The sequence below is a fragment of the Mesoaciditoga sp. genome (genome assembly GCF_054006115.1).
The window spans coordinates 1-25951 of the sequence record NZ_JBPNHS010000023.1; the positions used below are offsets into that span (position 1 = coordinate 1).

Consider the following 25951-nt stretch of genomic DNA (forward strand, 5'->3'; position numbering starts at 1 on the left):
GTGAGGGGGTAGCCCCTTGCGAGAGTAGGTTATCGCCCGGGTTTAGAAATCTCGAGAGGAAAGCATATAGCTTTCCTCTTTTTTCTTCTATTTCTTTTTTTCGATGTGGAGAGAAGCAATGATATAATAGAACGAAATAGTTCTAATTTCATTGGGAGGAAATGATTATGGGAAAAGATTCAGGTATAAAAGTGCTTTATGAGAACGATGAACATAAATTTCTTTTACTTGGGTGGAGCGAGGATAGTGATGAAGGGGCTATTCAGACGAACCAATATGCCATAGTAGACAATGATGAAGCTGTTCTTTTAGATCCGGGAGGAGTTCACGTATTTCCAAGAGTGTTGGCAAACATTTCTGAAGTGGTGCCCGTTAACAAAATAAAGGCCATATTTTATACTCATCAAGATCCTGATGTTTCATCTGGTATTTCGCTTTGGCTTTCTAGCACCGATGCCAACGTTTACATTTCCAATCTATGGGTGAGATTTTTGCCTCATTTCGGTGTTTTCGATTTTTCCAAGGTGAAGAGTATTGATGACAAAGGTGGAACCTTTAAATTCAAGTCTGGTAAAGAATTGAAATTCATTCCAGCCCACTTTTTGCACTCTGTTGGAAACTTCATCCTCTATGATCCAAATGCCAAGATCCTTTTTTCGGGTGATATCGGCGCTTCAGTTTTTCCAAAAGGCGAAAGGTACGTTTTTGTTGATGACTTTCAAAAACATCTTAAATACATCGAAGGGTTCCATAAAAGATACATGACATCGCATGAAGCGTGTAAGTTGCTTTCAGAAAAGATGAAGAAACTTGATATAGAAATAATGGCTCCTCAACACGGAGCTTTGTATAAAGGTGATAGTGTTTTGAAATTTTTCGATTGGTTTGGAAAGATAAAGTGTGGAGTAGATATTTTAAACGAGATATGGGGATGATGAATTAATATGTTTTGGGAAAGAAAAGAAAGAGAGCCTGAAGATTCGATAGAAACGAAGGAAAGTCAACGAAAAAAAGAAAAAGAGAGCGTTGAGAATTTAAAAAAATCACTAGAGGCTATTTCAGAAAGCGTATATCATGAGGATATAATTTCCTCTTTTACGATAAATTTAAAAGAAACCATAGGAAATAGAGTAAGCAAGGTAAAAGAAAGTGCGCTCGAAGTGAAAGAATCCATAAACGAAACTTCAAGTTTACTTCAGAAAGCTGTGGATATGATTGAAAAGCTGAACACAGTTTCAAAAGAAAAAATTGAAAATATAATCAAGAGTAACGAAGAAATAAAAGAAGAACTTGAGAAATTTGGTACCAACTTAGATAGTCTTGAAGAAGACGTTATTTCTACCATAGAAGAAACTTCCTCAACGTTGTCCGAATTTTCTAAAATTTTGAAGATGACTGAGAGAATTCTAAATATTTCTCATCAAACATCTATCCTTGCCTTGAACGCTTCAATAGAAGCTGCAAGGGCTGGAGAAGCTGGAAAAGGATTTTCAGTTGTTGCAAAGGAAATTCAAAATTTGGCTCAAGATTCGAATCAAGCTTCAGCAGAGATATCAAGGTTAGTTGAAGATCTTTCCCAAAAAATAGAGAATTCTATGAATAATTTACAAAAAGTGATGGTGTTTAAAGCCATTAAATCCGCTTTTACCAAGATGACAAATGTCGTTTCTGATAATGAGGATTTTCTGTTCGAGTTAAAAGATGATTCTGAAAACATAGCAAGCTCTATGAATAGCGGTATGGAAATGCTTGCCAAGTCTGAGGAAGAAATCACGGATTTGTCAAAGGTCATCACGGTCGTAAATCAAGTTGTCGATGTGGTTCTCACAACGCAATCAAGACTCAAAAATGTGAAAATATGAAAAGGAAAAACATTAAAAAGCCCCTTTTTTAAAAAAGGGGCTTTTCATCATTATATGAACAAGTCGTTAGGCTTTTTCTATCTTTTCCATTCCCTCCTGAACGGCTTTTATGTTTATGTCCAGAAAGACTTTCTTTTTTCCAGTCATTGTTTCTTCAAGTGCTTTTTTTATAGAATCAAATGTTATTAAACCACTTGCTTTAGCAAATGCCCCAAGAGCCACCATGTTTAAAACTTTAACGTTTCCAATTTCATCTGCTACGTCGTTTGCTTTTATTTTGAAGACTTTAACGTCTTTTCTTGTAGGTTGCCTATCTATCACAGATGAGTTTATGAGCAATATACCATCTTTTTTCAATACTTCTTCAAATTTTATCATAGAAGGGATATTCATGGCTATTACCACATCTGGGGTATCAACAACGGGAGAACCGATGTCTTCATCGCTGATTACGACAGTACAATTGGCCGTTCCTCCTCTCATTTCGGGTCCGTAAGAAGGAAGCCATGTTACCTTTTTCCCGTCGTGCATTGCCGCTTCCGCGATTATTTTACCCATCAACATAACACCTTGTCCACCAAAGCCGGCGGCAACAACAGAGTAGGTAGACATCGCTTATTCAGCCTCCTTTGTTCTGTCTACGTAGACGCCTAATGGATAATACTTAGCCATATTTTCTTCTAACCATTTTCCAGCTTCTACCGGTGACTTTCCCCAATTGGTAGGACACGTTGAAAGCACTTCCACAAGAGAGAATCCTAATCCCTTTATCTGAGCTTCGAAAGCTTTCTTTATGGCTTTTTTCGCTTTGATAACGTTTTGTGGTGTTGTTACCATAACCCTTTCTATGTACGCAACTCCAGATAGAGTGGAAAGCATTTCACTCATTCGTATGGGATATCCATTAGCTTTGGCGTCTCTTCCATAAGGAGTTGTCGTGGTTTTTTGACCAAGTAATGTTGTTGGAGCCATCTGACCGCCTGTCATACCGTAAACGGCGTTATTTATGAATATCGTCGTTATATTTTCTCCTCTGTTTGCCGCATGGACGATTTCCGCGGTTCCTATTGATGCAAGATCCCCATCTCCTTGATATGTAAATACGATCTTGTCAGGAGTGGCTCTCTTCATTCCAGTTGCAACTGCGGGCGCTCTCCCGTGAGGTGCGACAGTCCCATCTACGTTAAAAAATTCATAGGCGAAAACGGAACATCCGACGGGAGCAACTATCAAAGTTTTCTCACGTATCTTAAGTTCATCTATAACTTCAGCGATCAATCTATGCACTATACCATGGTGGCATCCCGGACAATAGGTAAACTCTTTTCCACTTAAAGATTCAGGCATTTTAGCCACTATTTTGTCTATCACAACGATCACCTACCTATCGCTTTTTTTACGGCGTCTAAAACTTCCGTTGGGGTTGGAACCACACCAGCGCTTCTGCCGTAGAAGGGGGTTTTTGCTTTTCCATTAACTCCCAATCTAACGTCTTCCAGCATCTGACCGTAACTCATCTCTACGGTAAGAATGGTGTCTACCGTGTCAGCAAGTTCATTTAAGTGCTTATAAGGGAACGGCCAAAGTGTTATTGGCCTGAAAAGACCGACCTTTATTCCTTCTTTATCTGCCATGTGGATGACAGTTTTCACTATCCTCGCCATCGTACCATAAGCAGCCACTATTATATCTGCACCATCCGTATTCAATTCCTCGTATCTCACTTCATTTTCTTCAACTTTTTTGTAAGTTGCTTGATATCTCAAATTCATTTTTTCCAATTCATACGGATCTATGTGGAATGAGGTAACCTTTCTAGGTGGTCTTCCCTTGGCACCAGTTAGTGCCCAATCTTTTTCAGGAACATCGTTAGGATCTCTCATTGGAGGAAATTCCACTGGTTCCATCATCTGACCAAGCATACCATCTGCCAGAATCGTAACAAGCATTCTGTATTTGTCCGCGAGATCGAAAGCAAGGTTCATTAAATCAACTGCTTCTTGAATTGTGTGCGGTGCAAGAACTATCATGCGATAGTCGCCATGTCCACCACCTTTTGTGGCTTGAAAATAATCGCTTTGAGCTGGCTGGATATCACCAAGGCCTGGTCCTCCACGCACAACGTTTACAAAGACGGCTGGAAGTTCTCCCCCTGCCATGTACGAAATTCCTTCCATCATCAAGCTGAAACCTGGTGATGAAGTGGAAGTCATAACCCTTTTACCAGTACATGACGCACCGTACATCATGTTAACCGTTGCAACTTCACTTTCTGCTTGAAGAAAGGTTCCCCCAACTTCTGGAAGCCTTCTCGACATGTACTCTGTGAGTTCACTTTGTGGAGTTATTGGGTAACCAAAATAAAGTCTGCATCCTGCCCTTATGGCAGCCTCAGCTATGGCTTCCGAACCTTTAAAGAGCATCTTCATGCTTTACTCTCCTCCTTTTCCAATCTGTGTACGGTTATACAAACATCAGGGCACATGTTATAGCAGAAAGCACATCCGACACACTTGTTATCCGGGTCTACGAATTCAGCGTAATGATAGCCTTTGTTGTTGAATTCTTTTGAAAATTGGATTATGTGCTGTGGACATGCGTTTATACACAAGCCGCATCCCTTACACCTTTCCGAATCTATTTCTATGTACGCTTTCCTTTCCATAAAATTCCTCCTCCCAAAAGTTTTTAAATTTCTTTACCACTGTTCTGCTAAATATCTTTTTAATTTCAAGACTGGAAATTCTCCCTGAAAATCCATTTCTTCACTCACGACTGTAAAAGCAACGGGAATTTCTAAATATTCAGAAACTTTTTTTATCAATTCTTCTCCACTTTTCACATTTTCTTCAGTAGTTTCTTGAGCAATATTGGTGTTGTTAATAAGGTAATCTATTTTCGTTCTTGAAACTGCGGATATTTTCTTTATGTTTCTTACAATTTCATCAAAGGTTGTGCTAAATGGTCTAAGGGTGTTGACTACAAAAAACACTTTTTTGTTAACTCTGTCTAAAAAAGGTTTCAAAGATCCCAATACGGTGGCTCCATCTTCATTTCCACCCACATCTGCGACTGTGAAGAAACTTTCATTCGATATGTATCCACCAACTTGAGCCGTTATTATAGGAAGATCTGCATGACTCAAAACGCCTGGTGGAGAGACTACTTTTATTCCCATTTCTTCTAGGGGATCCTTTTTATCTCTGCTTCTGAAGTATGGGCTTATGACATCAATATCCAAAAGAGCCACATTCTTTTCCTCTTTTTTCAATTCAACCGCGGTGTTTATTGCGAGTTCTGTTTTTCCACTTCCAAACATGCCAACGTACACAAAAACTCTGGCGTTGAATTCTTTAAAGTTCATAACTCATCTCCATTGTATACCAATGCTTTTTCCTCTTTTCTTAAAACTCTAAGAGCTCCATATGCCAAAGCCCTCTCTTCCATTCCACCGGGATAAACCATAACAGGTGCTATCTTTGAAACTTTTTCTTTTATCCATGGAACAAGAAAATTTTTATCGTAAGCCAGACCACCGGTTAAAATTATGGCGTCAATCTTACCTTCTAACGGGATTATCATTCTTCCTATCCATTTGGAAATTTGATATGCCATGGCTTTGTAAACGAGTTCCGCCTCTTTATCTCCATCTTTTACCCGTTTTTCAATTTCTAAAGCGTTGTTGGTGTTGAGATAAGAAACGAGACCACCATTTCCTTTGATCTTTTTTTTCATTTCATTCAAAGTGAATTTATCACTGTAACAAAGATCTATCAGCCCGGTCAGAGGAACGGTACCACTTCTTTCCGGGCTAAAAGGTCCGTCACCGTCTAGGGCGTTATTTACATCTACAACACGCCCCTTTTTATGCGCTCCTACCGATACACCACCGCCCATATGCGCAACTATAAAGTTGCATTCTTCATATCTTTTTGAAAGGGCGTTAGCGGCTTCTCTTGCCACCGCTTTTTGATTTAACGCGTGAAATATAGACTTTCTTGTGAAATCAGGATGTCCTGATATTTTTGCAATTTCATCCATTTCATCTACCACAACCGGATCTACTATAAAAGCCGGAATGTTGGCTTTGCTTGCCAGTTCATGAGCTAAAATAGCCCCTAAATTTGAAGCATGTTCTCCATATTTTGCCTCTCTAAGTTCTTTGAGCATGGTTTCATTAACAAGATATGTACCGCCCTTAACGGGTTTTATGAGTCCGCCCCTTCCAACTATGGCATCAAAGTCTTTCAGAACGTAACCTGCTTCTTTTAAAAAGGACTCTATCTTTTCTCTTCTAAATTCGTACTGGTCTGCTATATGATCAAAAGCGCTTAGTTCTTCGTTGGAATGAGATATATTTAGTGATTTGACTTCTTTTTCGTCTTCGAATACGGCAAGCTTTGTTGAAGTAGAGCCGGGATTTATGACCAGAACCCTGAACATCAAATCACTCCTGTGCTACTAAAGCGCTTAAAGCTATGGAATACAGCTTTGTTTCATCGCTATCAGCACGGGAAGTAAGAACTATTGGTACCCTTGCGCCAAGTATCGTACCGGCCAATTTTCCGTTTGCTATGAACACCAATGCTTTATAAAGTATGTTACCGGCTTCAATATCCGGTACCAATAACACATCGGCTTTTCCCGCTACAGGGCTTTCAATTCCTTTGTGTTTTGCAGCTTCTTCGCTTACAGCGTTATCAAGGGCAAAAGGTCCGTCAACTATGGCACCGGTTATCTGTTTCCTATCTGACATTTTTGCGAGTAAAGCCGCTTCCATTGTTGCTGGCATGGAAGGATTAACCGTTTCTACCGCTCCTAAAACGGCAACCTTCGGTAAGTCTATTCCGATAACATGCGCAACTTTTTGAGCGTTGTATATGGAATCAACCTTTTGTTCTAACGTTGGAGCGATAACCATTGCCGCGTCCGTAATTATCAGAAGTCTGTCATAAGTTGGTACTTCAAAGACGCCGACATGATTCATAGTTCTTCCAGTTCGCAAATTGTAGTTTTTATCCAAAACTGCATGAAGAAGGTGAGATGTGTGAACTTTTCCTTTCATCAATAGATCACAATGATGATCGTGGACGAGTTCTACCGATTTCCGAACTGCATTTTCTTCTTCAGGTTCATCTACAATTTCATACTTTGATAGATCTATATTTTCTTGAGAAGCTATTTTTTCTATTTCCTTTTGTGAACCAATTAAAGTTGCATCTATTATTCCTGCTTTGTAAGCTTCATCTATCGCTTTCAATACCGGTACATCTTGAGCAACCGCAACAGAAACTCTCATTTTTTTTAGATTCTTTGCTTTTTCGACTAGTTCTTGAAGATTTTTCATAACCATTTCATTTTCACCTCTTTATCGTTTTTGCTTTTTCTTCTCCTCTTATAACTCTCAAAGCTCCTAAAGCCAGTGCCTCCATTTCGTAAGCTCCAGCTATAACCAGTATTAACGCGAGATTGGGAACGTACGACTTTATCATTTCAACGAATTTTGAGTTTAAAGACATTCCACCTGTTAAAACAATGGCGTCAACGTCTCCGTTCAAAACCGTCCACATTTCAGCTATTCCTTTTGCTATTTGGTAGGCCATGGCTTTCACAATGCCCATAGCTTTTTCATCTGTTTGAGCCATCTTCATAGCTTCTCTTAAATCATTTGTACCCAAGTAGGCAACTAAACCACCTTTACCTACGTACCTTTTTTTCAATTCCCGTTTTAAATACTTTCCTGAATACGCAATTTTTACCACATCTCCTACCGGGAGCTCTCCACTTCTTTCTGGACTGAACGGACCTTCATCATTCGCACCGTTTACATCCACGATCTTTCCTCGCCTGAGAGCGCTTATTGAAATGCCACCACCAAGATGCGCAACCACCAAATTCAATTCTGTATGCTTTTTTCCAAGTTCAAATTCAGCCTTCCTCGCCACCGCCTTTATGTTCAAAGCATGTGAAAAGCTCTTTCTTTCTATGTCTTTCATCCCGGAAATTCTTGCAATATCATCCATTTCATCGACCGATACCGGATCAGTTATATACGCCTTTATTCCCAATTTTTTTCCAAGTGAATATCCAATTAATCCCGCCAAATTGGAAGCATGTTCAACTTTTGAGTTTTTCAATGCTTCAACCATTGCCTCATCAACAACGTAGGTACCACTTTCAACGGGACCTATTAACCCACCTCTGCATGCGATAGCATTGAGTTCATTGAGAGAATAACCTTCTTCTTTTAAAGTATTCAGAATTAGATTTTCCCTGTATTCCAGCTGATCCGTCATTTTTTCAAATCCTTCAAGATCTTTTGGTGAATGCTCTATGGATTTTTCAAAGACACTTCTTTCATCATCGTAAAGGGCTATTTTTGTCGATGTTGAGCCTGGATTTATCACCAGTATTTTAGACACATTTATCACCCTTAAAGGAGTTTGGCTATTCTCTTTATGCCTTCTTCTATTTGATCTTCTGGAGGCAGGCAGAAAGAAAGTCTTAAATCGGAACTTACCCTGTCATCCACATAGAAGGCCGCGCCGGGTATATACGCAACTCCAACTTTTTTAGCTTCTTCGAAAAGCTTCATGGTATCGTATTTTTCGGGAAGGGTTACCCATATGAAGAGACCACCTTCCGGTTTTGTCCACCTTGCCCCTTCGACCGTTACGTATTTTTGAAGGGCATCGAGCATCAAATTTTTCTTTTTTCTGTAAACTTCTATAGCTTCGTTAACTTTATTGAAAATAGTTCCCTGTTGAAGGTATCTTGCAACTAATCGTTGAGTAAAAGTTGGCGTGCACAAATCGGCTCCTTGTTTTGCAAGCGCGGCTTTTGCAACGACCTGTTTGTCTCCAGCTATCATTCCAATCCTTATACCGGGGCTCATGATCTTGCTCATGGTGTTTAACAACATAACACCTTCGCCTTTTGCAAGGTAGTATATGTCTGGCAAGCGTTCTCCTTCATATCTCAATTCACCGTATGGATCATCTTCAAGAATGAGCACATCGTATTTATGAGCCAATTCGATAAGTGCCTTTCTCTTTTCCAACGACATCGTTACACCGGCTGGATTATGGAAATTTGGAACGGTATATATGAATTTCAATTTTGAAATTTCGCCTTTTTTGTCCAGTTCTTTTAAAGCACTCTCAACCTGATTGATGTTAAGCCCGTCTTCTTCCAAATCTATTGTGATGAATTTTGGCCCGTATGCTCTAAAAGCGCTGGCAGCTCCTAAATATATGGGATGGCTCACCATTACGTAAGAATCTTCATCCAGAAAGATTCTTCCCATCAAATCTAACGCCTGTTGTGAACCTACGGTTATAAGAAGATTATCGTGTTCCAACCCTGTTATTCCATGTCTTTCTTTTAATATCTTTATAAATTCCTCTTTTAAGATCGGATCTCCTTCGGTCGCACCATATTGAAGGGCGTATTGGTATTCGTTTGTGAGAACTTCTTGCGACAATTTTGACAAAGCTTCTCTGTCAAATGTTTCTGGATCTGGTGCTCCTCCTCCAAAAGATATTATGGAAGTGTTGGTGGCATCTCTCAACAATTCTCTTATTATGGAAGAGCGCATTCTCTTTGACATCTTTGAAAAGCGTTTTTCTATTTCCATTTAACTTTCACCTCCCGCATTTGTACCCACATTATTTAGCAAAAATCATGCCAAAAAAAGAGTTGATACAAATGCGCATCAACTCTGGAAAACATCAAAAAAACCATATGAAAAAAAATTCATAGTGCAATAATTTTCATATGAAATTTATTGCATTTAACTTCTCCGTAAAAATGAAAAAGCTTCTAATTCTTTCAATAAAGGTGATATGTAACTCATGAATTCCGCGGAATCTTCTGTTAGAAAAGAGTCTGGCACATACTTTACTTTATTTGCGACTTCGTCTACACTTATGGGATTTACCTTTGAAAGATAATCATTTTCTATCCTTTCTATTGCCATGAAGAGACCGCTTTTTCCATTTTCTGAAATGTCGACTGCTTGCGCTCCAACCATCTTTGCTTCTTCAAAATCCAACTGAGAAACAAAATGGGAAGCCGCTCGCTGAGTAAAAGATGGGTTGACGAATTTGACTTTTTTTACTTTTTGTAAGATCTGTGATACGTATTCACCTACTCCTCCGAGTTTTGGATGTCCAAAAGCGTCCGTTGTGTTTGTAGAATGAAAGTATTCTCCCTTTTCATTTTTGATTCCCTCTGAAACTGCAACTAACAAAGGCTGTTTGGAGTACTCTTTCACATCTTCGATCATTTTTTCTTCTGAGATGGGCTTCTCTGGGACATAAGTTAAGACTTTTAGTCCCTCCACGAGCTTTTCTGCGTACTTCAAAGAAATGCTTAACCAGCCCGTATCTCTCCCCATCACTTCAATAACGCATATCGGAAAGGTAGAATAAGAAATCGAATCGATCACAAATTCAGAAGCGATAACGTTTAAAAACTTTGCGCTGCTTGCAAAACCAGGACAATGATCTGTTTTTACAAGATCGTTGTCTATTGTCTTTGGAATCCCATTAACTATCAAAGGAATTTTTCTATTTTCAACTTGGTGAAAAAGCTTTGAAACCGCATCCATGGAATCGTTTCCACCTATGTATAGAAAAGCGTCTATCTTTTCTTTTTTTATCGTCTTAAAAATCATATCGTATTCTTCATCTGTCGGATCGTTTGGTAATTTATGCCTGCACGAACCTAAAAATGCGCCTGGCGTATGTGAAATTCTTTCAAGTTCGTCTCTTTTAAAATTCAAAGGAACGATTTTCGAATTAAGAATTCCTTCAATTCCATAAAGACTTCCAAAGATCTCATGCCCTTTCTCTTGGGCACGTTGAATTGCCCCAACTAATGAAGCGTTTATCACAGCAGTAGGACCACCGGATTGTGCAATTAAAAATCTCATGCATTTTCCTCCAATTTTGTTAAGAGATCTCTTTCTATGAAATCGAATCCCCCTTGCCAGAAGTCAGGATCGCTTAAATTTATCCCAAATGGTTTTAGGAAATTTTGAGGTGAATCAGAACCGCCAGACTCCAACAGCTTTACATATTTTTCTTTGAAATCGGGCATTCCCTCTTTGTACTTTTGATAAAGTGACAATACCATCAATTGTGCGAAATCGTAGGCGTAACAGTAAAATGGCGTGTGGAAGAAATGAGGTACGCTTGACCACTCCCATCTGAATTCCGGATTGTAAATAACGGAATCGCCGAACATGAGATGAAGTTCTTCTTCATATATGTTGGACAGTTCTTCAAATGAAGCGCCTTCTTTGGAGATCTTTTCATGAGCCCTACGTTCAAATCTTGTAAACATGTTTTGCCTATTCATCGTGGCGAAAAGGTCTTCAATTTTTGAAGAAACGAAGGGTACTATTTCTTCTTTTGGGAGTGTTTCTAAGAAATAATCCATGAGAAGCATTTCGGCAAATGTGGATGCCGTTTCCGCCATTGTAAGAGGGGTGCTGTATTGAAAGATGTTCTGCTTTCTGGAAAGATATCCATGGACGCCATGACCAAGCTCATGTCCCAACGTCATAACATCTCTTATTTCACCTGTAAAGTTTACCAGGACGTATGGATGATGGCCTGGATCAGCGTAAGAACAAAAAGCCCCGCCACTTTTTGAAGGTTTAAGCGCGGCATGTATCCAGTTTTTATCGAAGAACTCATCAACGATCTTTCCAAAGGTTGGATGAAAAGAGTGAAATGTTTGCCTGACAATGGTTGATGCTTCTTTCCATGTGAACTTTTTATTTGTCTTTCCCACAGGGGCGTACACGTCGCTGAGCTTCAATTTTTCTATCTTCATAAGCTTGGCTTTCAGTTTGTAGTAACGGTTTACAAGGGAATTGTTTTTGGTTGTCACTTCCACAAGCGCATCAACCACCGCATCATCGACTTCGTTTTGAAGATTTCTCATGCTATTGGGAGTTGGATAATTTCTCAATTTTGCCTCAAAATCGTAGTCCTTTGCAACCGCGTTGTAAGCCGTTTCAATGCTTAAAGAGTCTTTTTTGTATCTTTTAAAGAGCTTGGAAGTTGCTTCTTCTCTGACTTTGGCATCTGGGTGTGTGCGCAACGATCTCAATTGGGAAGAGTTAAGTGTGAGTACTTTTCCATCGACGTTCATCCTGAATTTGTACTTGGATGTCAGTTGCGTATAGAATTTGACGAAAGCGTTCGAGCCGGTGGAATTTTTGTAGACTATGATCTGTTCTTCTTTTTCACTAAGCGTGTGATTTCTAAACTTTCTTGCAGATTCCAAAAAATGACGATAATCCCTTAGAGTTTTGGAAACTATCTTGAATTCTTCATCGCTCATCTTGGAAAAAGCTATTTGAATGAAAAGCAAATTGGACTCAACTTCGTTTTCAACATTTTCAGCCCATGCGTAGAGTTTTTTGTTTTCCTCAGAAGACGTATCCACTGAAAATCTAAGGCTAACGTACTGAGAAATTCGAGCCATTTTAGAATAAATGCTTTCTAATTTCTTTACCGCTTCAAGTGTTTTCTGCGCATCTTTGAAAAGATTTTTCACATCATGATACTCTTCATTAAAAGTTTTGCTTTGTTTTAAAACATCGTTTGCGTCTATTTTTAACGCTTCCTCACTCGAATAAAGATCGCTGAGATCCCATATAACCTTTTCAGCGCCTGTTTCCATTTTTTTCACCTCTTTTTTTTGTTTTTATTACTCGCAACGTTTTTACGATATTTTTATGATAATTCATCTTTGAAAATCTCGCTCAAATTCTTCTCATTTTCCGTCCATTTTTCTTTCACCTTTACATGAAGGGAAAGAAAGACGTGTTTATCGAGAAGGTTTTCAATGTCCTGACGTGCTTTGACGCCTATTTGTTTTATCATCTTTCCACCTTTGCCGAGAAGGATAGGCTTTTGAGATTTCCTTTCTATCCATATCGTGGACCATATTTTGATCAAATTGGAGGATTCTTCAATGTAATCGACACTCACAGCCGTTGAGTATGGAATTTCCTGGTGTGTAAGAGAAAATATTTTCTCCCTTACTATTTCAGAAACCATAAAACTCAGCGGCTTATCGGTTATCATATTTGGAGGATAAAAGGCTGGAGATTCCGGAAGGTTGTTTATCACATCGTCAAGAAGCTCATTTAATCCTTCGCCTTTGATGGCGCAAATGTGCCTTATTGAAATGCACTTCGACATGCTTTTAAACATCTCATGCGCCATTTCCACATTTTTTGTGGAAGCTTTATCCATTTTATTTACAACACCGATAAAAGGTATTCCAGAAGATTGAACCCTTTCTGCAACTATCCTGTCAAACTCACCAAATCTTTCGGCGGACACGACAAAGAGCAACAAATCATTTCCTTCGAGGGCTTTTACGGCTATTTTTACAAGATAGCTTCCAAGTTTGTGAACCGGTTTATGAATGCCTGGTGTATCCACAAAGACAATTTGTGCCTCTTTTAGGTTTAGTATGGCATTTATCCTGTTTCTTGTAGTTTGCGGTTTATCTGAAACTATGGAAACTTTTTTCCCAATGTAAGCGTTAACAATGGAAGATTTTCCAACGTTAGGCGCTCCCGCTAAACATACGAATCCGGCCTTCAGATTGATCTTCCTCTTTTTTCATTTACAAATGTCATATTTTCATCATCCTTTCTTTAAAAAACGGGAGCGCTTTTTAAATTTACATGTTTTTGCTTATATGTTTGCGCCTAATTTTTCCGCTTCTTTTTCCAATCCAAGTTCAAAAAGGTGCATCTTCGTTGGAATGCCTTCCTTCGACCATCCTCTGACCATGTAGTATTGATCCAACATATCCTGAAGCTCTTCCTCTTTTACGTAATGTCCTTTAGATACACCATTTGAAATTGGATCGTGAGTCACGCGGTACGGCAAGTAATCATCTTTTCTTGTTAAGCCTTCTCTAACGTTGTAAAGGCGTTGGAGATTGTATATTCTTTCTCCTATTATCATCATCGTTGCAACATCAAAGTCTTCGCCTGTTACGGCTTTTACTCCATCAAGCAGACCTTCAATGAGAAAGATGCCTCTTGAGAATTTGCACATGCCAAGAGTGTCGTAAACGGTCATAAAGTCTTCACCCGTTTTTACTTCATAACCCTTCCACTCAGTTGAAAATCTATCTATGTTGCTCATTTTCCAAAAAGAGCCTGTAAGCTCAGGGCCGTATATACCTCCCGTAAGGTGGCATGCACCCCTCACGGACACGGCTTCTGCGAGCGCCATTCCTTTTAAACCTCTTACGTCGTAAGCTGGCATTTCCAGACCTTTAACTTCTGTGGTGAATTTATCAGAACCTTTTCCCAATTTTTTGGCCGCTATTCTCTCACCGTCTGCGAGAAGCTCTCCGAGTTTTCCCTCACGATTCACGATCTTCTCCATAGCCTCGATGGCAGCATCTTCATTGCCGAATCTCAAATCAATTCCGTCTGTGTCTTCTTTGGTTAACAGGCCTTTTTCGTAAGCTTCCATTGCCCACGCCAAAGTTACTCCGGCAGAAATTCCATCCACGCCGGCTTTGTCACAAATTTCGTTTAGTTTCATGCTTACTTCGATGTTATCTATCCCTAAATCTCCACCAAGTGAGTAGAGAAGTTCATATTCAACACCGTCAACTTCCGTTCCCGCGTACTTGCCTTCTTCGATCTTCACATATCTTCCACATGGTTTGGTACAGTTGGGACAAGGGTGGTAACCTTTCGTGTACTTTGGAGCCCAGTAGTAAGGATCCAAGTGCGACACTCCATCTTTTGAATTGTACGCTTCTTCAAAATAACTTTCGTTCCAATTTTTAGTCGGAAAAACTCCCCTTTCTTTATTCATCCATGTGTAAAATTCTCCAGAACCGTATGACATATCCAATCTTTTTGCTTCAGAGGAATTTATTAAATTGTTCCATTTTTTAATTTCTTCTGTCAAAGCATCTCTATCCGCGTATTCTACATTTTTTGTTCCCTTTACAGCGATGGCCTTCAGCATTTTGCTTCCCATTACAGCGCCGCCACCGCCTCTGGCGGATTGTCTCTCTTCAAAATCGATATCTGAAATTTTCAAAAGCTTTTCGCCGGCTGGACCAATGACACCCGTTCTGAAATCCTTTCCAAGCTCTTCTCTTATGATCTTTTGGGCTTCTATTACATCTTTTCCCCAAAGATGTGAGGCGTCTTTTATTTCAACTTTGTCATCTTCTATCATCAAATAAACTGGCTTTTCGCTTTTTCCAACGATAACCATGGCATCGTATCCAGCCTTTTTCATGGCTACTCCTAAGTACGCCCCGCTTACACTTCTGCCGAAAGCGTTTGTTTCAGGGGACTTAAAAGTTACGGTCGTTTTAGACGCCGTTGGTAGACCGCTTCCAACCAACAATCCAGGCGCTATTATCAGAGGATTGTCTGGAGAAAGTGGATCAACACCTGTTGGTGCCACGTCGAATAACAAACGTGTGGCTATTCCGAGTCCTCCAAGGTATTTTTCGTAAACTTCCGGTGGTATTTCCCTAATTTCACTTTTACCCTTTGAAAGATCCACCCACAGCATCTTTCGTGTAATTCCCTTCACAGCACTCCACCTCACTTTTTGAAATTAGACGACATTTCTTTCTTTGCTTATTTTCTTGCCTTTGAATCTTTCCATTTTAAGGTTACTGATGTCCATCGTTTTTGATTTTCCGTACACCACCATTTCCGCTACAGCTTCTCCCACCGCTGGAGCGAGCATAAAACCATGACCACTAAATCCAACGGCGAAGATGAACCTTGAAATGCTCGTCGCTTCATCTATTATCGGTTGCGCGTCGGGAGAAACGTTGTAAGCTCCTGACCATTGTCTTACTATGTGAAGATGATTCATAAATGGAAAGTCGTGAACCATCTTTGGAGCCATCTCCTCCAAAAATTCTACCGTATGGCCAAGATCATTTCCCTTGGCGGGCTCTTTATCACTCTGTCCCATTATAAACGATCCATGCATGGTTTGCCTAACGTAGTAATTTTTCTTAAAACTTATCACCATTGGATCTAACACATGATTTATAGCTTCTGTTACAAGTATTTGATGTCTTTCGCTGTAAGTGGGAATATCGACACCGGCCATTTTGCCAACTTCATGTGAAAATCCGCCCGCGGCGTTTACAACTACGTTTGTTTTAACGTATCCTTTGTCTGTTTCTACTCCTACTATCTTACCATTTTGAACATCTATGCCTTTCACTTCAGTATGAGTGTTCAAATCCACTCCCATTTCCTTTATTTTCAACGCGTACGCTATGTTAGCAATTTGTGGATTCGCGTGCCCATCACTTGGACACCACGTACCGCCAACAACTCCTTCCAAATCCATGAAAGGAAATTTTTCATGAATTTGTTTTGGCGTGACTAACTCAACATCTAAGCCTTCATTTTTCTGCATTTTCACGTTGTTTTCGAAATCGGACATCTCCTTTTCATCGTAAGCAAGCAAGAGATATCCTCCCTGGTAATACTCTATATCCATGCCAACATCTTCTCTGAATCTTTTGAAGAGTTCCACGCTTCTCATTGCAAGGCGGACGTTCATTGGAGAAGTCCATTGTTGCCTTATTCCTCCTCCACATCTTCCGGTGGAACCGGAAGAGATGTACGATTTTTCGAAGACAACCACATCTTTTACGCCAAGTTTTGCTAGGTTAAAAGCTATTGAAGTCCCAATTATTCCACCGCCTATTATCACGACTGATGCGTTCGACTTCATCTCTCATCGCCACCTTTTTTGAAAACGGAAAATTCAACTGGTTTTACCGGAGGCCTTGATGTTCCATGCGAAAGTTTCGAGATGGGAACACCGGTTTTTCTGGAAAGAATTCCCAAAACTACCAATTTGCAATTTTTCCCTCCACAAGGGCCCATCGTAACTCTTGTCAGTCTCTTTAGCTCCTCAAAGTCGGTAACGCCACTGTCTATAACTTTTTCAATTTGTTCCAAAGAGACCTCTTCACATCTGCAAACGATAGGACTTTCCTTTTTAGGAAAGGCAAAATGTCTCACGGTATCTTTGAATTCTATTGGAAATTTAGCGTAAACGATGTTCGTCTTGTTGGGATACTTAACCACCCTTTCAACTGTAACATCGCAAACGTAATTTCCTTCTTTGCTGAGCCCCCACATCTTTTGACCTTTCTGTGGAAGTGGTAAGAGTTCGTAAGGAATCCCCAACGTTACAGTGGATTCTTCTTCATTTTCTTTCATCATGAATATTGCCAATCCAGGACACGCGTTAACACACGTACCACATCCTGTACACTTTGTAGCATCCAAAACAGGCGTGCTGTTAAGGTTTTCACCTATGTGAATGGCTCCAAATGGACATGACGCTTCACATGAGTTACACGGTATTTCTTCATCGCATTCCAAGACGGCTCTTAATTTTCCTATGATATCTTCTTTTTTTTCGTTGATGATGGGTTTGGTGGGAATGGAAATTTTTATCCCCATTTTTTCCAGCCCCGATCTGATCTTAACAGATTTTGGACCACTTCTAAAAAGTGCAAGCGTTCTTAGTTCTTCATTTATCTCTTCTTCCACGTCGCAGTTTCTTATTTCATGAGCCATTTCTAAAGCCGCTATTTTCCCTTCTATCATCGCGGTTGTAGCCTCTTCTATTGAAGAAAGGTCTCCCGCTATAAAAACATCTGGATTTGTCGTCTTCATCCTTTCATCGCGTATGGGAACATAGCCGCCAAGTTCTGGTATGAATTCAACCTTGCAGCCGGCTTGTTCTGCCAATTCGGTAAGTGGAGTAAGTCCAACGGAGATGGCTATCGTATCCACAACCATTTCTCTTTCCGTCCCAGGTATCGTTTGAAATTTATCATCTATTTTTGCTATAATCGCTCCTTGTACGCTTTCATCGCCAATGGCCTTCACTATTGTATGATTGAGTAAAATTGGAACGCCCAATCTTTTCACCTTGTTGGCGTGAACTTCGTATCCGCCAATTTTTCCAAGAGCCTCGACGATAGCTCTCACTTCCACGCCTGCCTGAATGAGTTGATAAGCCAGTATCAAGCCGATGTTTCCAGAACCTATTATAAGAAAGCGTTTGCCTGGCATAATACCGTACTCGTTCATGAGCGTTTGCACAGCGCCAGCACCGTAAACGCCGGGAAGATCTGAGTTGATAAACGGAAGCTGTTTTTCCATGGCACCCGTTGCGATAAGAATCTTTTCAGCTTGAATTTTGTGTTCTTGTCCATTCTTTGTGTAAACAACGGTGTTGTCTGGATAAATCCCTATAACCGTTGCGTTGTTTTCAACTTTGATGTTTTCATTCATTGAGATTTCTTCATCTAGTTTTTGGGCTATTTCAAACCCTCTTGTAGAAGCGTAGTGGGCATGATCACCGAAGAACTTGTGAGTTTGCTTTACAAGTTGCCCTCCGATATTCTCGTTTTCGTCCAGAATGATCGTTTTCACGCCATGGTTACCTAATGTTATTGCTCCCATCATGCCGGCCGGCCCGCCGCCAATTATCACAGCTTGATAGGTATTCATAGCACATCACCTTTTCCCTTTTGCCTCCTGACTCTCATTCCTTCTTTAACCTTTGTCATGCAAGATCTGACATTTGGAATACCGTCTATTTCCATCAGACATGACGAGCATTTTCCTATCGCACAGAAGAGGCCCGCCGGCCTGCCCAAATTAGGTGTGTGTCTTAACACCCTTATTCCTACCGCGTGAAGAGCCGCCGCAACTGTTTCACCTTCAAAAGCTTCTATTTCTCTGTCTTCAAAATAAAACTTAATTTTCTTCTTTCTCTTGAATTGAAGTATTGGATGTTGCTCTATCCTTCCTTCCAAGATGCTTCCTCCTCCTCTTTAACAAATTGTAAAATGCTATCGATATTATAAAGCATTTGTTAGGTATTTTTTTACTCGCGCCATGTGTAAAAATTTGGAAAATGTTGGTGAAAATATCGAAGACACGGTCGTGTCACATAGGATGTCAGAATATATTTATTAGTTTTTATTTTTAACTGTTCATTTTTTGAACTTTTATTTTCGTTGTCAGTCTAACAAATCGGAGGAGGATAAGATGGAAAAGAACGAGAGCAAAAAGATATTGGAAATGGTTTTTGACCTTATCATCAATTTTACGAAAATACTTCCAAGCTGCGAGGAAACTGAAAATTTGAAGACGATGGAGTTTTACATACTTATGTATATTGGCATGAAATCCAGTAAGAAGATGAGCGAGCTTGCCCGGGCATTTTCAATAGCGAAGTCCAACGTTACAGTTTTGGTAGACGGTATGGAGAAAAAGGGATACCTTAAAAGGGTGAGAAATAGCGATGATAGAAGGGTAATAAATGTAGAACTTACCGATAAAGGAAGAAGGCTATTCGACTTGACGGTGAAAAATTTTGAGAAGGTGATAAATGACGTCATGGAAAGAATACCACCAAAAGACTTAGATGTGATATCAGATGGATTTTTCAGGATGATAAAGATCTTCAATTCCTCAAAAAGCGCAAAAAGTGCACCATGACGTATGTGAAGGTGAAGAGATGATACTTGTTACCGGTGCAACTGGGCACGTGGGGAACGTTATTGTTAGGAAACTCCTTCAGAGGGGCGAAAAAGTGAGAGTTCTTGTGTTGAAAGATGATGATTTAACCCCTTTGAAGAGATTAAATGTTGAAAAGGTAGAAGGAGACGTCAGAAATTTTGAAGATGTGAAAAAAGCTGTCGAAGGCGTGGATTTCGTATATCATTTAGCAGCATTGATAAGTATAGGTGCAGAAAAGAAAGGTTTAATTCAAAGTGTGAATGTAAAGGGTGTTGAAAACATTCTAAATGCTGCGAAAATCTTTAAAGTTAAAAGGGTGCTCTACATGAGTTCCGTTCATGCTTTTGCGGAGCTGCCGCGTGGAAGTTTTATAGATGAGAATACTCCATTTGATCCCAAACTGACGACAGGAGTGTATGGAAAGACAAAAGCTTTTGCTGCCCTGAAAGTGCTGAACGCGACAAAAAGTGGACTTGATGTTGTCACCGTATGTCCGACAGGAATAGTGGGACCTTACGATTTCAAAAAATCAGAGATGGGTACGATGATATTGAAATTTTTACATGATGAACTACCAATAGGAATAAAAGGCTCTTTTGATTTTGTAGATGTTCGTGATGTGGCAGATGGAGCGATAAAGGCATGTGAAAAAGGCAAAAAAGGGGAAGCTTACATACTGAGCGGCGAAAAAGTGGAAATGGATAAAATGATGGAAGAATTGAGAAAAATCACCGGCAAAAGAGGACCGTTTGTCATATTGGGAAAAGGAAATGCGATGCTTTTGTCGTATTTTTCATTGGCAACATCCGTGTTAGGGAAGAAAAAAGCAATTTTCACTCCTTACTCTGTCCATACGTTGAGCATGGATTATACTTTTTCTCACGAAAAAGCAACGAAGGAATTAGGGTACGTCCCAAGGCCTTTTGTTGAGACGCTTCAAGATACGGTAAAGTGGTTTGTGAATTTTGAAAATAGGGCTCAAAAATTGGCAATTTTATGAATTTGTTTCTGAAACCATTTTTATGTAAGAAATCCGACCATATTTATGGGGAGTGCGTCGGCAAAGCAGACGAAAATTTTATTTGTGCGAAGTGATTAAAATGATGAGAAAAACGGAAATCTTAAGGATATATGAAAAAGGATCCAAAAAGATGAAAGACGTTGTTATCGAAGAAAAGAGGATCGAAATACTTTTCAACGAAAATACCCTTGGTACGATTTCGTGTACCCCAAAAGATCTTAAATATCTTGTTGTTGGATACCTTTACTGTAAGGGACTCATAAGTGATGCGAATGTGGATGTGAATATATTTACATCAAAGGTTAAAGTGAAGCAAAACAATTCTAAAAAAATTTGGTTAAACACAAAACGAAAATGCAACGCGAACTGTGTGGATATAAAAACGATATCCACAAGTATGGCAGATTTACTCAGCTCTTCAGAATTTTTCTTGGAAACTGGGGGATGCCACATAGCAGGCATTTTTGATTTAAAAGAAAGAAAATACGTTTACATCTGTGAAGACGTTTCACGTCAAAGCGCTATTGAGAAGTGCATTGGCTTTTTGGTTTTTCATCCAAACAAAATAGAAATACCCGCCCTTTTTTTAACGGGACGGGTGAATTTTGAAATCGTTCAAAAATGTGCCAAAATAGGCATTCAATTCATCGTAACCAAAGCGGCCGTCACGGCTGAAGCGATTGATGAATCAAAAAAACGTGGTATAACTCTTATTGGCTTTGCCCGTCAAAATAGGGCAAACATTTACTCTTGTTTTGAAAGAATTAAGACTTCTAAATCTTAAAAACTCATGTTGTGCGTGAATATTACGAAGAACAATTTTTTCGAAGTTCTGTCAAAACGTCTTGGCTCTTTTAGTTGGGGTTTTCAAGCTTGCGATTTAATTTTTTGAAACGTTTTGTAACATTAACGCACAATGTGAGTTAGAAGTTTCCTTTTTTTGCAATTGATCCCAGCATTATAAGTTCAAACCCATCGAAAAGCAAACTTATGCCAACGATCAACCCAACCCAAAATATGGAACTGAAAGGCCATCCCATTATCATCCAAATTCCCAAGAATATGGACAGCGTACCGTTTAAAATGGCAAGCAATGCGCTCAATTTCGAACCAGCTATATCGAATGCAAAAGTGAAGTTTGAAAAAGCATCGATCAACAGGTAAGCTGAAAACATAATACCCAGTGCTGCAACACCAATTCCGGGGAAAATGAGCATAAGCAAACCAGTTATAAAAAGCACAACAGATTTGAGCCAGGCACCGTGAGATTTTTTGTAACTTTTAAAAGTGGCGTACGCTGTGAAAATGGAACTTGTAACGAGAACGCTACCAAAGAAAACCGCCGCGCTCAGACTCATTATTGGAGGGATTAAAATCCCAAGAGTTCCAACTATTACCATCAATATTCCAGCAACTATTGAATGTTTTGAGAATTTCTGTAAGACTTCTTTTTCGAAAATCATGGCAGTTCCTCCTATTTCATCTTAACTTTTTTCATCTTTAAACCATCTTTCAAAGTAGATCATAGCATACATATGCTATAATTTCCCAGTCTACGAGGAACTCTGGTGAAAATCCAGGGCGGGCCCGCCACCGTGACCGGCTACGAAACTCATAACAAAGCCACTGACAAATGTTCGGGAAGGCATGAGAAGTAGGATGAAACCGGAAGCCGGGAAACTCATGACACCACGCCTTCGTGGAGAGAGGCTGGTGAAAACTATTCTGCACTTTTTGCCTCTTTTCCATGATTGCCAAAAAAATTTAAATGAGGTGATCTTCAAATGGAAAAAGGATACGTTCAAGTTTACACGGGAAATGGAAAAGGGAAAACCACCGCCGCCATCGGTCTTAGCGTGAGAGCCGTAGGGGCTGGATTGAAAGTCTCTTTTATTCAGTTTATGAAGGGTCAGTACACGAGCGAATTGGAAAGTTTTAAAAAACTTGGAATAGAATTCTATCAAGGCGGACGGCCAGAATTCGTAATAGGCGGTCCGAAAAAAGAAGATATAGAAGCGGCAGCAAAAACTCTTGAATTAGCGAAAGAAAAAGTCACCAGCGGAAAATACGACGTTGTGGTGTTGGACGAAGTCAATGTGGCTATTTATCTAGGGCTTATAAAAGAAGAAGATATTCTAAAGCTTATAAAAGAAAAGTCTTCTTCAACCGAGATAATTTTAACCGGTAGATATGCCACTGATAATGTGATGAAAATGGCTGATTTGGTAACTGAAATGAAAGAGATCAAGCATTATTTCAATGCGGGAGTCCAAGAAAGAGTTGGAATAGAAAAATAGGACCATTTGATTTCGAATGCTGGGGGAAAAAGTGGAAAAAAAAAAGCATTTTAAAGGTAAAAAATCTTAAAAAGCATTATCGTGATGTGAAAGCGGTCGATGGCATATCATTTGATGTCTTCAAGGGAGAAGTTTTTACGTTGTTAGGACCAAACGGGGCCGGTAAAACGACAACTTTAGAAATATTGGAAGGATTGAAAAAACACGATGAAGGAGATGTGTTTCTTTTCGGAACACACATAAAAAATGGAATTCCGCTTAGTTTGAAAGAAAGAATTGGTGTCGTGCTTCAAGAAAATAACTTCATTGAGCATCTCAGCGTTGTTGAAACTTTAAAGACCTTTAGAGGATTCTACTCCAGTGGGCTAAGAATAGAGGAAATCCTTAAAATAGTGAGCCTTGAAGATAAGAAAAATACAAGAGTTGAGAAATTATCCGGTGGACAACGGCAACGCCTTGCCATAGGCGTTGCGTTGGCTGGAAATCCCGATCTCATTTTCATGGATGAGCCAACAACGGGACTGGACCCTCAGGCGAGGAGAAACGTATGGGACATGATAGTGAATTTAAAAGAAAAAGGTAAAACGATCTTTCTCACGACTCATTATATGGAAGAAGCCGAATTTTTATCCGACTACGTTTACATAATGGATCACGGTAAGATAATAGCCAGCGGAAGTGTACAAGAGTTGATAAACGCTTTTGGTGAAGAAAGAATAATAGAAGCTCATTTGGATGTCAATGAAAGCTTGAAGGAAGAGCTAAAGGAAATACTTCATGAAGTTGAATTTGGAAAGTCTAAAGTGTTTTTGAAGGCTTGTGATCTTCCAAAAACCATGAAAATTTTTCTTGATTGGATTGAGAAAAGGAAAGTAAAAGTTAGAGATCTTATCGTGAGGCAATCAAATCTCGAAGACGTCTTCCTGAAATTAACTGGAAGGAGTTTAAGAGATTGAAAAGAACTTTCAGCGTTTTTAAAGCATTAACAACAGCAAGCGTTAAAAATCCTTCCGCCCTTTTCTGGATGATCATTTTTCCAATTTTGCTTCTTTTGATATTGGCTAGCGTCTTTTCCAATGTTCAAAAATCCGTAAATGTAAGGATTGCCGTTGTAAACGAGAATACCACTTTTAGAAGAACAAATCTTGATTTTGCCAGTTACATTACCACCACGTTAGAAAAAATAGCTCATAAAAGTGAAAGGAGTCCCATTTCTTATCTGGAAAGTGCCACTACAACAAAGGCACTTGGAATTTTTTTGAAAGATTTAAAGGATGAAAAAATAGATGCGGTAATGGTCATTCCAAAAGACTTCGATTCTTTGGTGTACGCAAAAATGGCAAAATTACCTCTAAAAGCTGATCCAATTGTTACGATATACAAACGTAGAAATAGTCAAAGTTCAAATATCGCTTTTTCAATTTTAGATTCGGTTCTTTCTTCATTTAACAAAAGATTTTGGAAAATGAAGAAAGAACACGCTATATCTTTAAAGATAGAATATCTGACACGAAATGGGGAAAAATTCTCATACGTTGACTTTTTGACCACTGGAATAATCGTCATGGCTCTTATGACGGTTTCACTTTTTGGCGTAACTGACGATTTATTGGTTCAGCGAGAGAAAAAAGTTTTGAGAAGGCTCTTTGTTTCCCCTATAACAAAAATTGATTATGTGCTTGGGATGTCGCTTTCCAATATTCTTCTTGAACTCATCCAAATTACCTTAATCTTGATAACAGGGATCGCACTTGGAGCTCATCTTAAAATAGACGCAATTTCCATTGCATTTATGCTTTTTGTCATTGCTTCAACGATGCCATTTGGTTTTTTTGTGGCGAGCATTTCTAAAAGTGCAAACTCCGGAAATGCCATTGCCAACATATTAAACTTCCTCTTTATGTTTTTAGGAGGACTTTTCTTTCCTGTAAATAACGTGCCATTTATCGTAAAGATCATGGCCTATTCACTGCCAACCACTTATTTGGCAAATGGACTAAGATCGCTTATGGGAGTAAGTTATTCAACCACGCCCCTTTATTTGAATATTTTTGTTCCTTTGGGATGGGCTGCATTTACGCTTTTTTACAGCGTTAAAAAGTTCAAGTGGGAGGTTTAAAGATGAGATTTTGGTCATCATTTGTGGCTTTAACACTTAGCGCGATCAGAGATAGAATGAACATCTTTTTTAACATCTTTTTCCCACTTGTGATTTTGATAATCTTTGGCTTTGTATTTTCAGGACTTTACACTTCTTCCAATGTGAAGATCGGGATAATGGGAATAAAGAAGCTTCCTGAGATTGAGAATGTAAGCTTTGTAAGATTTAGAAATTTGAAGAATTTGAAAACAGCTGTTATAAAAAGCAAGATGGATATGGGGATAACCCTTTCCGCTTCGAACTCTATGATTTTATACTTAAATCCTTCAAATGCTCAATCAAATGAGTATTACGTTTCTTTGGGAAAGAGACTAACGGAATTCTTGAACGAAAAAAATGGAGTAACTCCTGTGATAAAGGTTGTCAGCAAAGATGTGAGTTTTTCAAGCCAAAAACTTTCATATCTTGATACCCTTATTCCAGGAATACTTGCCCTAAGCATTTTTTCAGCTGGCATTTTTTCCATGACGGCATCATTGGCTCATTTAAGGGACAAAAAAGTGATCAAAAAGATGTGGACATTTCCACTGTTTAAATGGCAATTTTACGGTGCTTTTATTCTCGAAAAGGTGATAGAAACTTACCTTTCAATTGTTTTTCTTCTCTTCGTTGCAATACTTGTTTTTGGGACGCACTACGATATAAATGTGGCAAGATTTTCCATTTTGGTCATCTCTTCAACTTTTGGAATGATGGGTATAGGCATGATAATCCTATTCTTTTCACCCAACGCGAAAATTGCGAGTGAAATATCAAGCGTTGTGTACACCATTGCCATGTTTTTCTCGGGTGTTTACTTTCCTGTGGAAACCATGCCAAAATCCATGCAAAAAATAGCATATTCTCTTCCTCTTATCTACATGGTTAATTCAATGAAATACACTTTTGGACTTAGGCCCATGCCAATTGGAAGTTTTTACGATATGGTATTTCTCATGTTTGCGGGATTCATCCTTGTTTTAATTGGATTTGGAAAACTCTTTAAAGCAGAATGATTCTTGAAATTTTAACTCA

Annotated in this window: 26 protein-coding genes and 1 riboswitch; of the genes, 9 read left to right on the forward strand and 17 right to left on the reverse strand. The window is 39.2% G+C overall.

Features of this window, described 5'->3' with window-relative positions; translation table 11 throughout:
* Nucleotides 1–167: 167 nt before the first annotated feature.
* On the forward strand, nucleotides 168–935 hold the full coding sequence (locus tag ACXJIN_RS04640) for an oxygen-binding di-iron domain-containing protein (protein ID WP_456399858.1): 768 nt from the start codon (nucleotides 168–170) through the stop codon (nucleotides 933–935).
* 9 nt (nucleotides 936–944) lie between these two features.
* The gene (locus tag ACXJIN_RS04645) at nucleotides 945–1862 is read left to right on the forward strand and encodes a methyl-accepting chemotaxis protein (RefSeq protein WP_456399860.1); all 918 of its coding nucleotides are present in this window, start codon (nucleotides 945–947) and stop codon (nucleotides 1860–1862) included.
* Between the two features lie 66 nt (nucleotides 1863–1928).
* Here ACXJIN_RS04645 and ACXJIN_RS04650 read toward each other — a convergent pair whose 3' ends face one another.
* The 16 genes from ACXJIN_RS04650 to ACXJIN_RS04725 form a co-directional block, all read right to left on the reverse strand.
* Nucleotides 1929–2474, reverse strand: coding sequence for a 2-oxoacid:ferredoxin oxidoreductase subunit gamma family protein (locus ACXJIN_RS04650; protein WP_456399862.1), 546 nt, complete (start codon nucleotides 2472–2474; stop codon nucleotides 1929–1931).
* A 3-nt stretch (nucleotides 2475–2477) separates the two neighbouring features.
* Nucleotides 2478–3209, reverse strand: coding sequence for a thiamine pyrophosphate-dependent enzyme (locus ACXJIN_RS04655; RefSeq protein WP_456399915.1), 732 nt, complete (start codon nucleotides 3207–3209; stop codon nucleotides 2478–2480).
* A 29-nt stretch (nucleotides 3210–3238) separates the two neighbouring features.
* A complete protein-coding gene (locus ACXJIN_RS04660; RefSeq protein ID WP_456399864.1) occupies nucleotides 3239–4291 on the reverse strand; it encodes a 3-methyl-2-oxobutanoate dehydrogenase subunit VorB in 1053 nt (350 codons plus the stop codon).
* On the reverse strand, nucleotides 4288–4527 hold the full coding sequence (locus ACXJIN_RS04665; RefSeq protein ID WP_456399866.1) for a 4Fe-4S dicluster domain-containing protein: 240 nt from the start codon (nucleotides 4525–4527) through the stop codon (nucleotides 4288–4290). The genes ACXJIN_RS04660 and ACXJIN_RS04665 overlap by 4 nt, the downstream gene beginning before the upstream one ends.
* A 33-nt stretch (nucleotides 4528–4560) precedes the next feature.
* A complete protein-coding gene (locus ACXJIN_RS04670; protein WP_456399868.1) occupies nucleotides 4561–5226 on the reverse strand; it encodes a nucleotide-binding protein in 666 nt (221 codons plus the stop codon).
* Nucleotides 5223–6305 carry a butyrate kinase gene (buk, locus tag ACXJIN_RS04675; protein ID WP_456399870.1) on the reverse strand — a complete coding sequence of 361 codons (1083 nt, stop codon included), beginning with the start codon at nucleotides 6303–6305 and terminating at the stop codon, nucleotides 5223–5225. Before buk (ACXJIN_RS04675) ends, ACXJIN_RS04670 begins: the two co-directional genes overlap by 4 nt.
* 4 nt (nucleotides 6306–6309) lie before the next feature.
* Nucleotides 6310–7209, reverse strand: a complete 900-nt coding sequence (gene ptb, locus ACXJIN_RS04680) for a phosphate butyryltransferase (RefSeq protein ID WP_456399916.1) — start codon at nucleotides 7207–7209, stop codon at nucleotides 6310–6312.
* Between the two features lie 13 nt (nucleotides 7210–7222).
* Nucleotides 7223–8284, reverse strand: coding sequence for a butyrate kinase (buk, locus tag ACXJIN_RS04685; RefSeq protein ID WP_456399872.1), 1062 nt, complete (start codon nucleotides 8282–8284; stop codon nucleotides 7223–7225).
* A gap of 11 nt (nucleotides 8285–8295) precedes the next feature.
* Nucleotides 8296–9498, reverse strand: a complete 1203-nt coding sequence (locus tag ACXJIN_RS04690; RefSeq protein ID WP_456399874.1) for an aminotransferase-like domain-containing protein — start codon at nucleotides 9496–9498, stop codon at nucleotides 8296–8298.
* 156 nt (nucleotides 9499–9654) lie between these two features.
* Complete coding sequence (locus ACXJIN_RS04695) at nucleotides 9655–10797, reverse strand: diphosphate--fructose-6-phosphate 1-phosphotransferase (RefSeq protein ID WP_456399876.1); 1143 nt, start codon at nucleotides 10795–10797, stop codon at nucleotides 9655–9657.
* Nucleotides 10794–12560, reverse strand: coding sequence for a M3 family oligoendopeptidase (locus tag ACXJIN_RS04700; RefSeq protein ID WP_456399878.1), 1767 nt, complete (start codon nucleotides 12558–12560; stop codon nucleotides 10794–10796). Before ACXJIN_RS04700 ends, ACXJIN_RS04695 begins: the two co-directional genes overlap by 4 nt.
* A gap of 53 nt (nucleotides 12561–12613) precedes the next feature.
* Nucleotides 12614–13495, reverse strand: coding sequence for a GTPase Era (gene era / locus ACXJIN_RS04705; RefSeq protein WP_456399917.1), 882 nt, complete (start codon nucleotides 13493–13495; stop codon nucleotides 12614–12616).
* 93 nt (nucleotides 13496–13588) lie between these two features.
* Nucleotides 13589–15451 carry an aldehyde ferredoxin oxidoreductase family protein gene (locus tag ACXJIN_RS04710; RefSeq protein ID WP_456399918.1) on the reverse strand — a complete coding sequence of 621 codons (1863 nt, stop codon included), beginning with the start codon at nucleotides 15449–15451 and terminating at the stop codon, nucleotides 13589–13591.
* A 45-nt stretch (nucleotides 15452–15496) separates the two neighbouring features.
* Nucleotides 15497–16642, reverse strand: a complete 1146-nt coding sequence (locus tag ACXJIN_RS04715; RefSeq protein WP_456399880.1) for an NAD(P)/FAD-dependent oxidoreductase — start codon at nucleotides 16640–16642, stop codon at nucleotides 15497–15499.
* Nucleotides 16639–18441, reverse strand: a complete 1803-nt coding sequence (locus ACXJIN_RS04720) for an FAD-dependent oxidoreductase (RefSeq protein WP_456399882.1) — start codon at nucleotides 18439–18441, stop codon at nucleotides 16639–16641. Before ACXJIN_RS04720 ends, ACXJIN_RS04715 begins: the two co-directional genes overlap by 4 nt.
* Nucleotides 18438–18749: a (2Fe-2S)-binding protein gene (locus ACXJIN_RS04725; RefSeq protein WP_456399884.1), complete on the reverse strand. Its 312-nt coding sequence runs from the start codon at nucleotides 18747–18749 to the stop codon at nucleotides 18438–18440. Before ACXJIN_RS04725 ends, ACXJIN_RS04720 begins: the two co-directional genes overlap by 4 nt.
* Before the next feature lie 235 nt (nucleotides 18750–18984).
* Here ACXJIN_RS04725 and ACXJIN_RS04730 point away from each other — a divergent pair, with 235 nt between their 5' ends.
* The 3 genes from ACXJIN_RS04730 to ACXJIN_RS04740 all read left to right on the forward strand — a co-directional run bounded on the left by ACXJIN_RS04730 (nucleotide 18985) and on the right by ACXJIN_RS04740 (nucleotide 21263).
* Nucleotides 18985–19437, forward strand: coding sequence for a MarR family winged helix-turn-helix transcriptional regulator (locus ACXJIN_RS04730; protein WP_456399886.1), 453 nt, complete (start codon nucleotides 18985–18987; stop codon nucleotides 19435–19437).
* 19 nt (nucleotides 19438–19456) lie between these two features.
* Nucleotides 19457–20458 (forward strand): SDR family oxidoreductase, encoded by a 1002-nt coding sequence (locus ACXJIN_RS04735; RefSeq protein ID WP_456399888.1) that lies wholly within the window; start codon nucleotides 19457–19459, stop codon nucleotides 20456–20458.
* A gap of 103 nt (nucleotides 20459–20561) precedes the next feature.
* On the forward strand, nucleotides 20562–21263 hold the full coding sequence (locus ACXJIN_RS04740; RefSeq protein WP_456399890.1) for a formate dehydrogenase accessory sulfurtransferase FdhD: 702 nt from the start codon (nucleotides 20562–20564) through the stop codon (nucleotides 21261–21263).
* A gap of 139 nt (nucleotides 21264–21402) precedes the next feature.
* Here ACXJIN_RS04740 and ACXJIN_RS04745 read toward each other — a convergent pair whose 3' ends face one another.
* On the reverse strand, nucleotides 21403–21942 hold the full coding sequence (locus tag ACXJIN_RS04745; protein ID WP_456399892.1) for an HdeD family acid-resistance protein: 540 nt from the start codon (nucleotides 21940–21942) through the stop codon (nucleotides 21403–21405).
* Between the two features lie 94 nt (nucleotides 21943–22036).
* Nucleotides 22037–22162: riboswitch (cobalamin riboswitch) on the forward strand.
* Between the two features lie 101 nt (nucleotides 22163–22263).
* Here ACXJIN_RS04745 and ACXJIN_RS04750 point away from each other — a divergent pair.
* From ACXJIN_RS04750 to ACXJIN_RS04765, 4 genes are all read left to right on the forward strand, one after another.
* Entirely contained in the window at nucleotides 22264–22776 is a 513-nt protein-coding gene (locus ACXJIN_RS04750; RefSeq protein ID WP_456399894.1) for a cob(I)yrinic acid a,c-diamide adenosyltransferase, read from the forward strand.
* Between the two features lie 86 nt (nucleotides 22777–22862).
* Nucleotides 22863–23732, forward strand: coding sequence for an ABC transporter ATP-binding protein (locus tag ACXJIN_RS04755; protein WP_456399896.1), 870 nt, complete (start codon nucleotides 22863–22865; stop codon nucleotides 23730–23732).
* Nucleotides 23729–24895: an ABC transporter permease gene (locus tag ACXJIN_RS04760; RefSeq protein ID WP_456399898.1), complete on the forward strand. Its 1167-nt coding sequence runs from the start codon at nucleotides 23729–23731 to the stop codon at nucleotides 24893–24895. Before ACXJIN_RS04755 ends, ACXJIN_RS04760 begins: the two co-directional genes overlap by 4 nt.
* 2 nt (nucleotides 24896–24897) lie before the next feature.
* Nucleotides 24898–25932: an ABC transporter permease gene (locus tag ACXJIN_RS04765; protein WP_456399900.1), complete on the forward strand. Its 1035-nt coding sequence runs from the start codon at nucleotides 24898–24900 to the stop codon at nucleotides 25930–25932.
* Nucleotides 25933–25951 lie beyond the last annotated feature (19 nt).

Bases quoted from the DNA above. Each gene is read 5' to 3' on its own strand.
- ACXJIN_RS04740 (WP_456399890.1), top strand. From the start codon at position 20,562: ATGAGAAAAACGGAAATCTTAAGGATATATGAAAAAGGATCCAAAAAG.
- ACXJIN_RS04640 (WP_456399858.1), top strand. From the start codon at position 168: ATGGGAAAAGATTCAGGTATAAAAGTGCTTTATGAGAACGATGAACAT.
- ACXJIN_RS04720 (WP_456399882.1), bottom strand. From the start codon at position 18,441: ATGAATACCTATCAAGCTGTGATAATTGGCGGCGGGCCGGCCGGCATG.
- ACXJIN_RS04695 (WP_456399876.1), bottom strand. From the start codon at position 10,797: ATGAGATTTTTAATTGCACAATCCGGTGGTCCTACTGCTGTGATAAAC.
- ACXJIN_RS04700 (WP_456399878.1), bottom strand. From the start codon at position 12,560: ATGGAAACAGGCGCTGAAAAGGTTATATGGGATCTCAGCGATCTTTAT.
- ACXJIN_RS04710 (WP_456399918.1), bottom strand. From the start codon at position 15,451: ATGCTGTGGGTGGATCTTTCAAAGGGTAAAAGTGAAATTAGGGAAATA.
- ACXJIN_RS04745 (WP_456399892.1), bottom strand. From the start codon at position 21,942: ATGATTTTCGAAAAAGAAGTCTTACAGAAATTCTCAAAACATTCAATA.
- ACXJIN_RS04645 (WP_456399860.1), top strand. From the start codon at position 945: ATGTTTTGGGAAAGAAAAGAAAGAGAGCCTGAAGATTCGATAGAAACG.
- ACXJIN_RS04690 (WP_456399874.1), bottom strand. From the start codon at position 9,498: ATGGAAATAGAAAAACGCTTTTCAAAGATGTCAAAGAGAATGCGCTCT.
- buk (WP_456399870.1), bottom strand. From the start codon at position 6,305: ATGTTCAGGGTTCTGGTCATAAATCCCGGCTCTACTTCAACAAAGCTT.
- ACXJIN_RS04715 (WP_456399880.1), bottom strand. From the start codon at position 16,642: ATGAAGTCGAACGCATCAGTCGTGATAATAGGCGGTGGAATAATTGGG.
- ACXJIN_RS04735 (WP_456399888.1), top strand. From the start codon at position 19,457: ATGATACTTGTTACCGGTGCAACTGGGCACGTGGGGAACGTTATTGTT.
- ACXJIN_RS04655 (WP_456399915.1), bottom strand. From the start codon at position 3,209: ATGCCTGAATCTTTAAGTGGAAAAGAGTTTACCTATTGTCCGGGATGC.
- ACXJIN_RS04660 (WP_456399864.1), bottom strand. From the start codon at position 4,291: ATGAAGATGCTCTTTAAAGGTTCGGAAGCCATAGCTGAGGCTGCCATA.
- ACXJIN_RS04750 (WP_456399894.1), top strand. From the start codon at position 22,264: ATGGAAAAAGGATACGTTCAAGTTTACACGGGAAATGGAAAAGGGAAA.
- ptb (WP_456399916.1), bottom strand. From the start codon at position 7,209: ATGAAAAATCTTCAAGAACTAGTCGAAAAAGCAAAGAATCTAAAAAAA.
- ACXJIN_RS04650 (WP_456399862.1), bottom strand. From the start codon at position 2,474: ATGTCTACCTACTCTGTTGTTGCCGCCGGCTTTGGTGGACAAGGTGTT.
- ACXJIN_RS04730 (WP_456399886.1), top strand. From the start codon at position 18,985: ATGGAAAAGAACGAGAGCAAAAAGATATTGGAAATGGTTTTTGACCTT.
- ACXJIN_RS04765 (WP_456399900.1), top strand. From the start codon at position 24,898: ATGAGATTTTGGTCATCATTTGTGGCTTTAACACTTAGCGCGATCAGA.
- ACXJIN_RS04670 (WP_456399868.1), bottom strand. From the start codon at position 5,226: ATGAACTTTAAAGAATTCAACGCCAGAGTTTTTGTGTACGTTGGCATG.
- ACXJIN_RS04665 (WP_456399866.1), bottom strand. From the start codon at position 4,527: ATGGAAAGGAAAGCGTACATAGAAATAGATTCGGAAAGGTGTAAGGGA.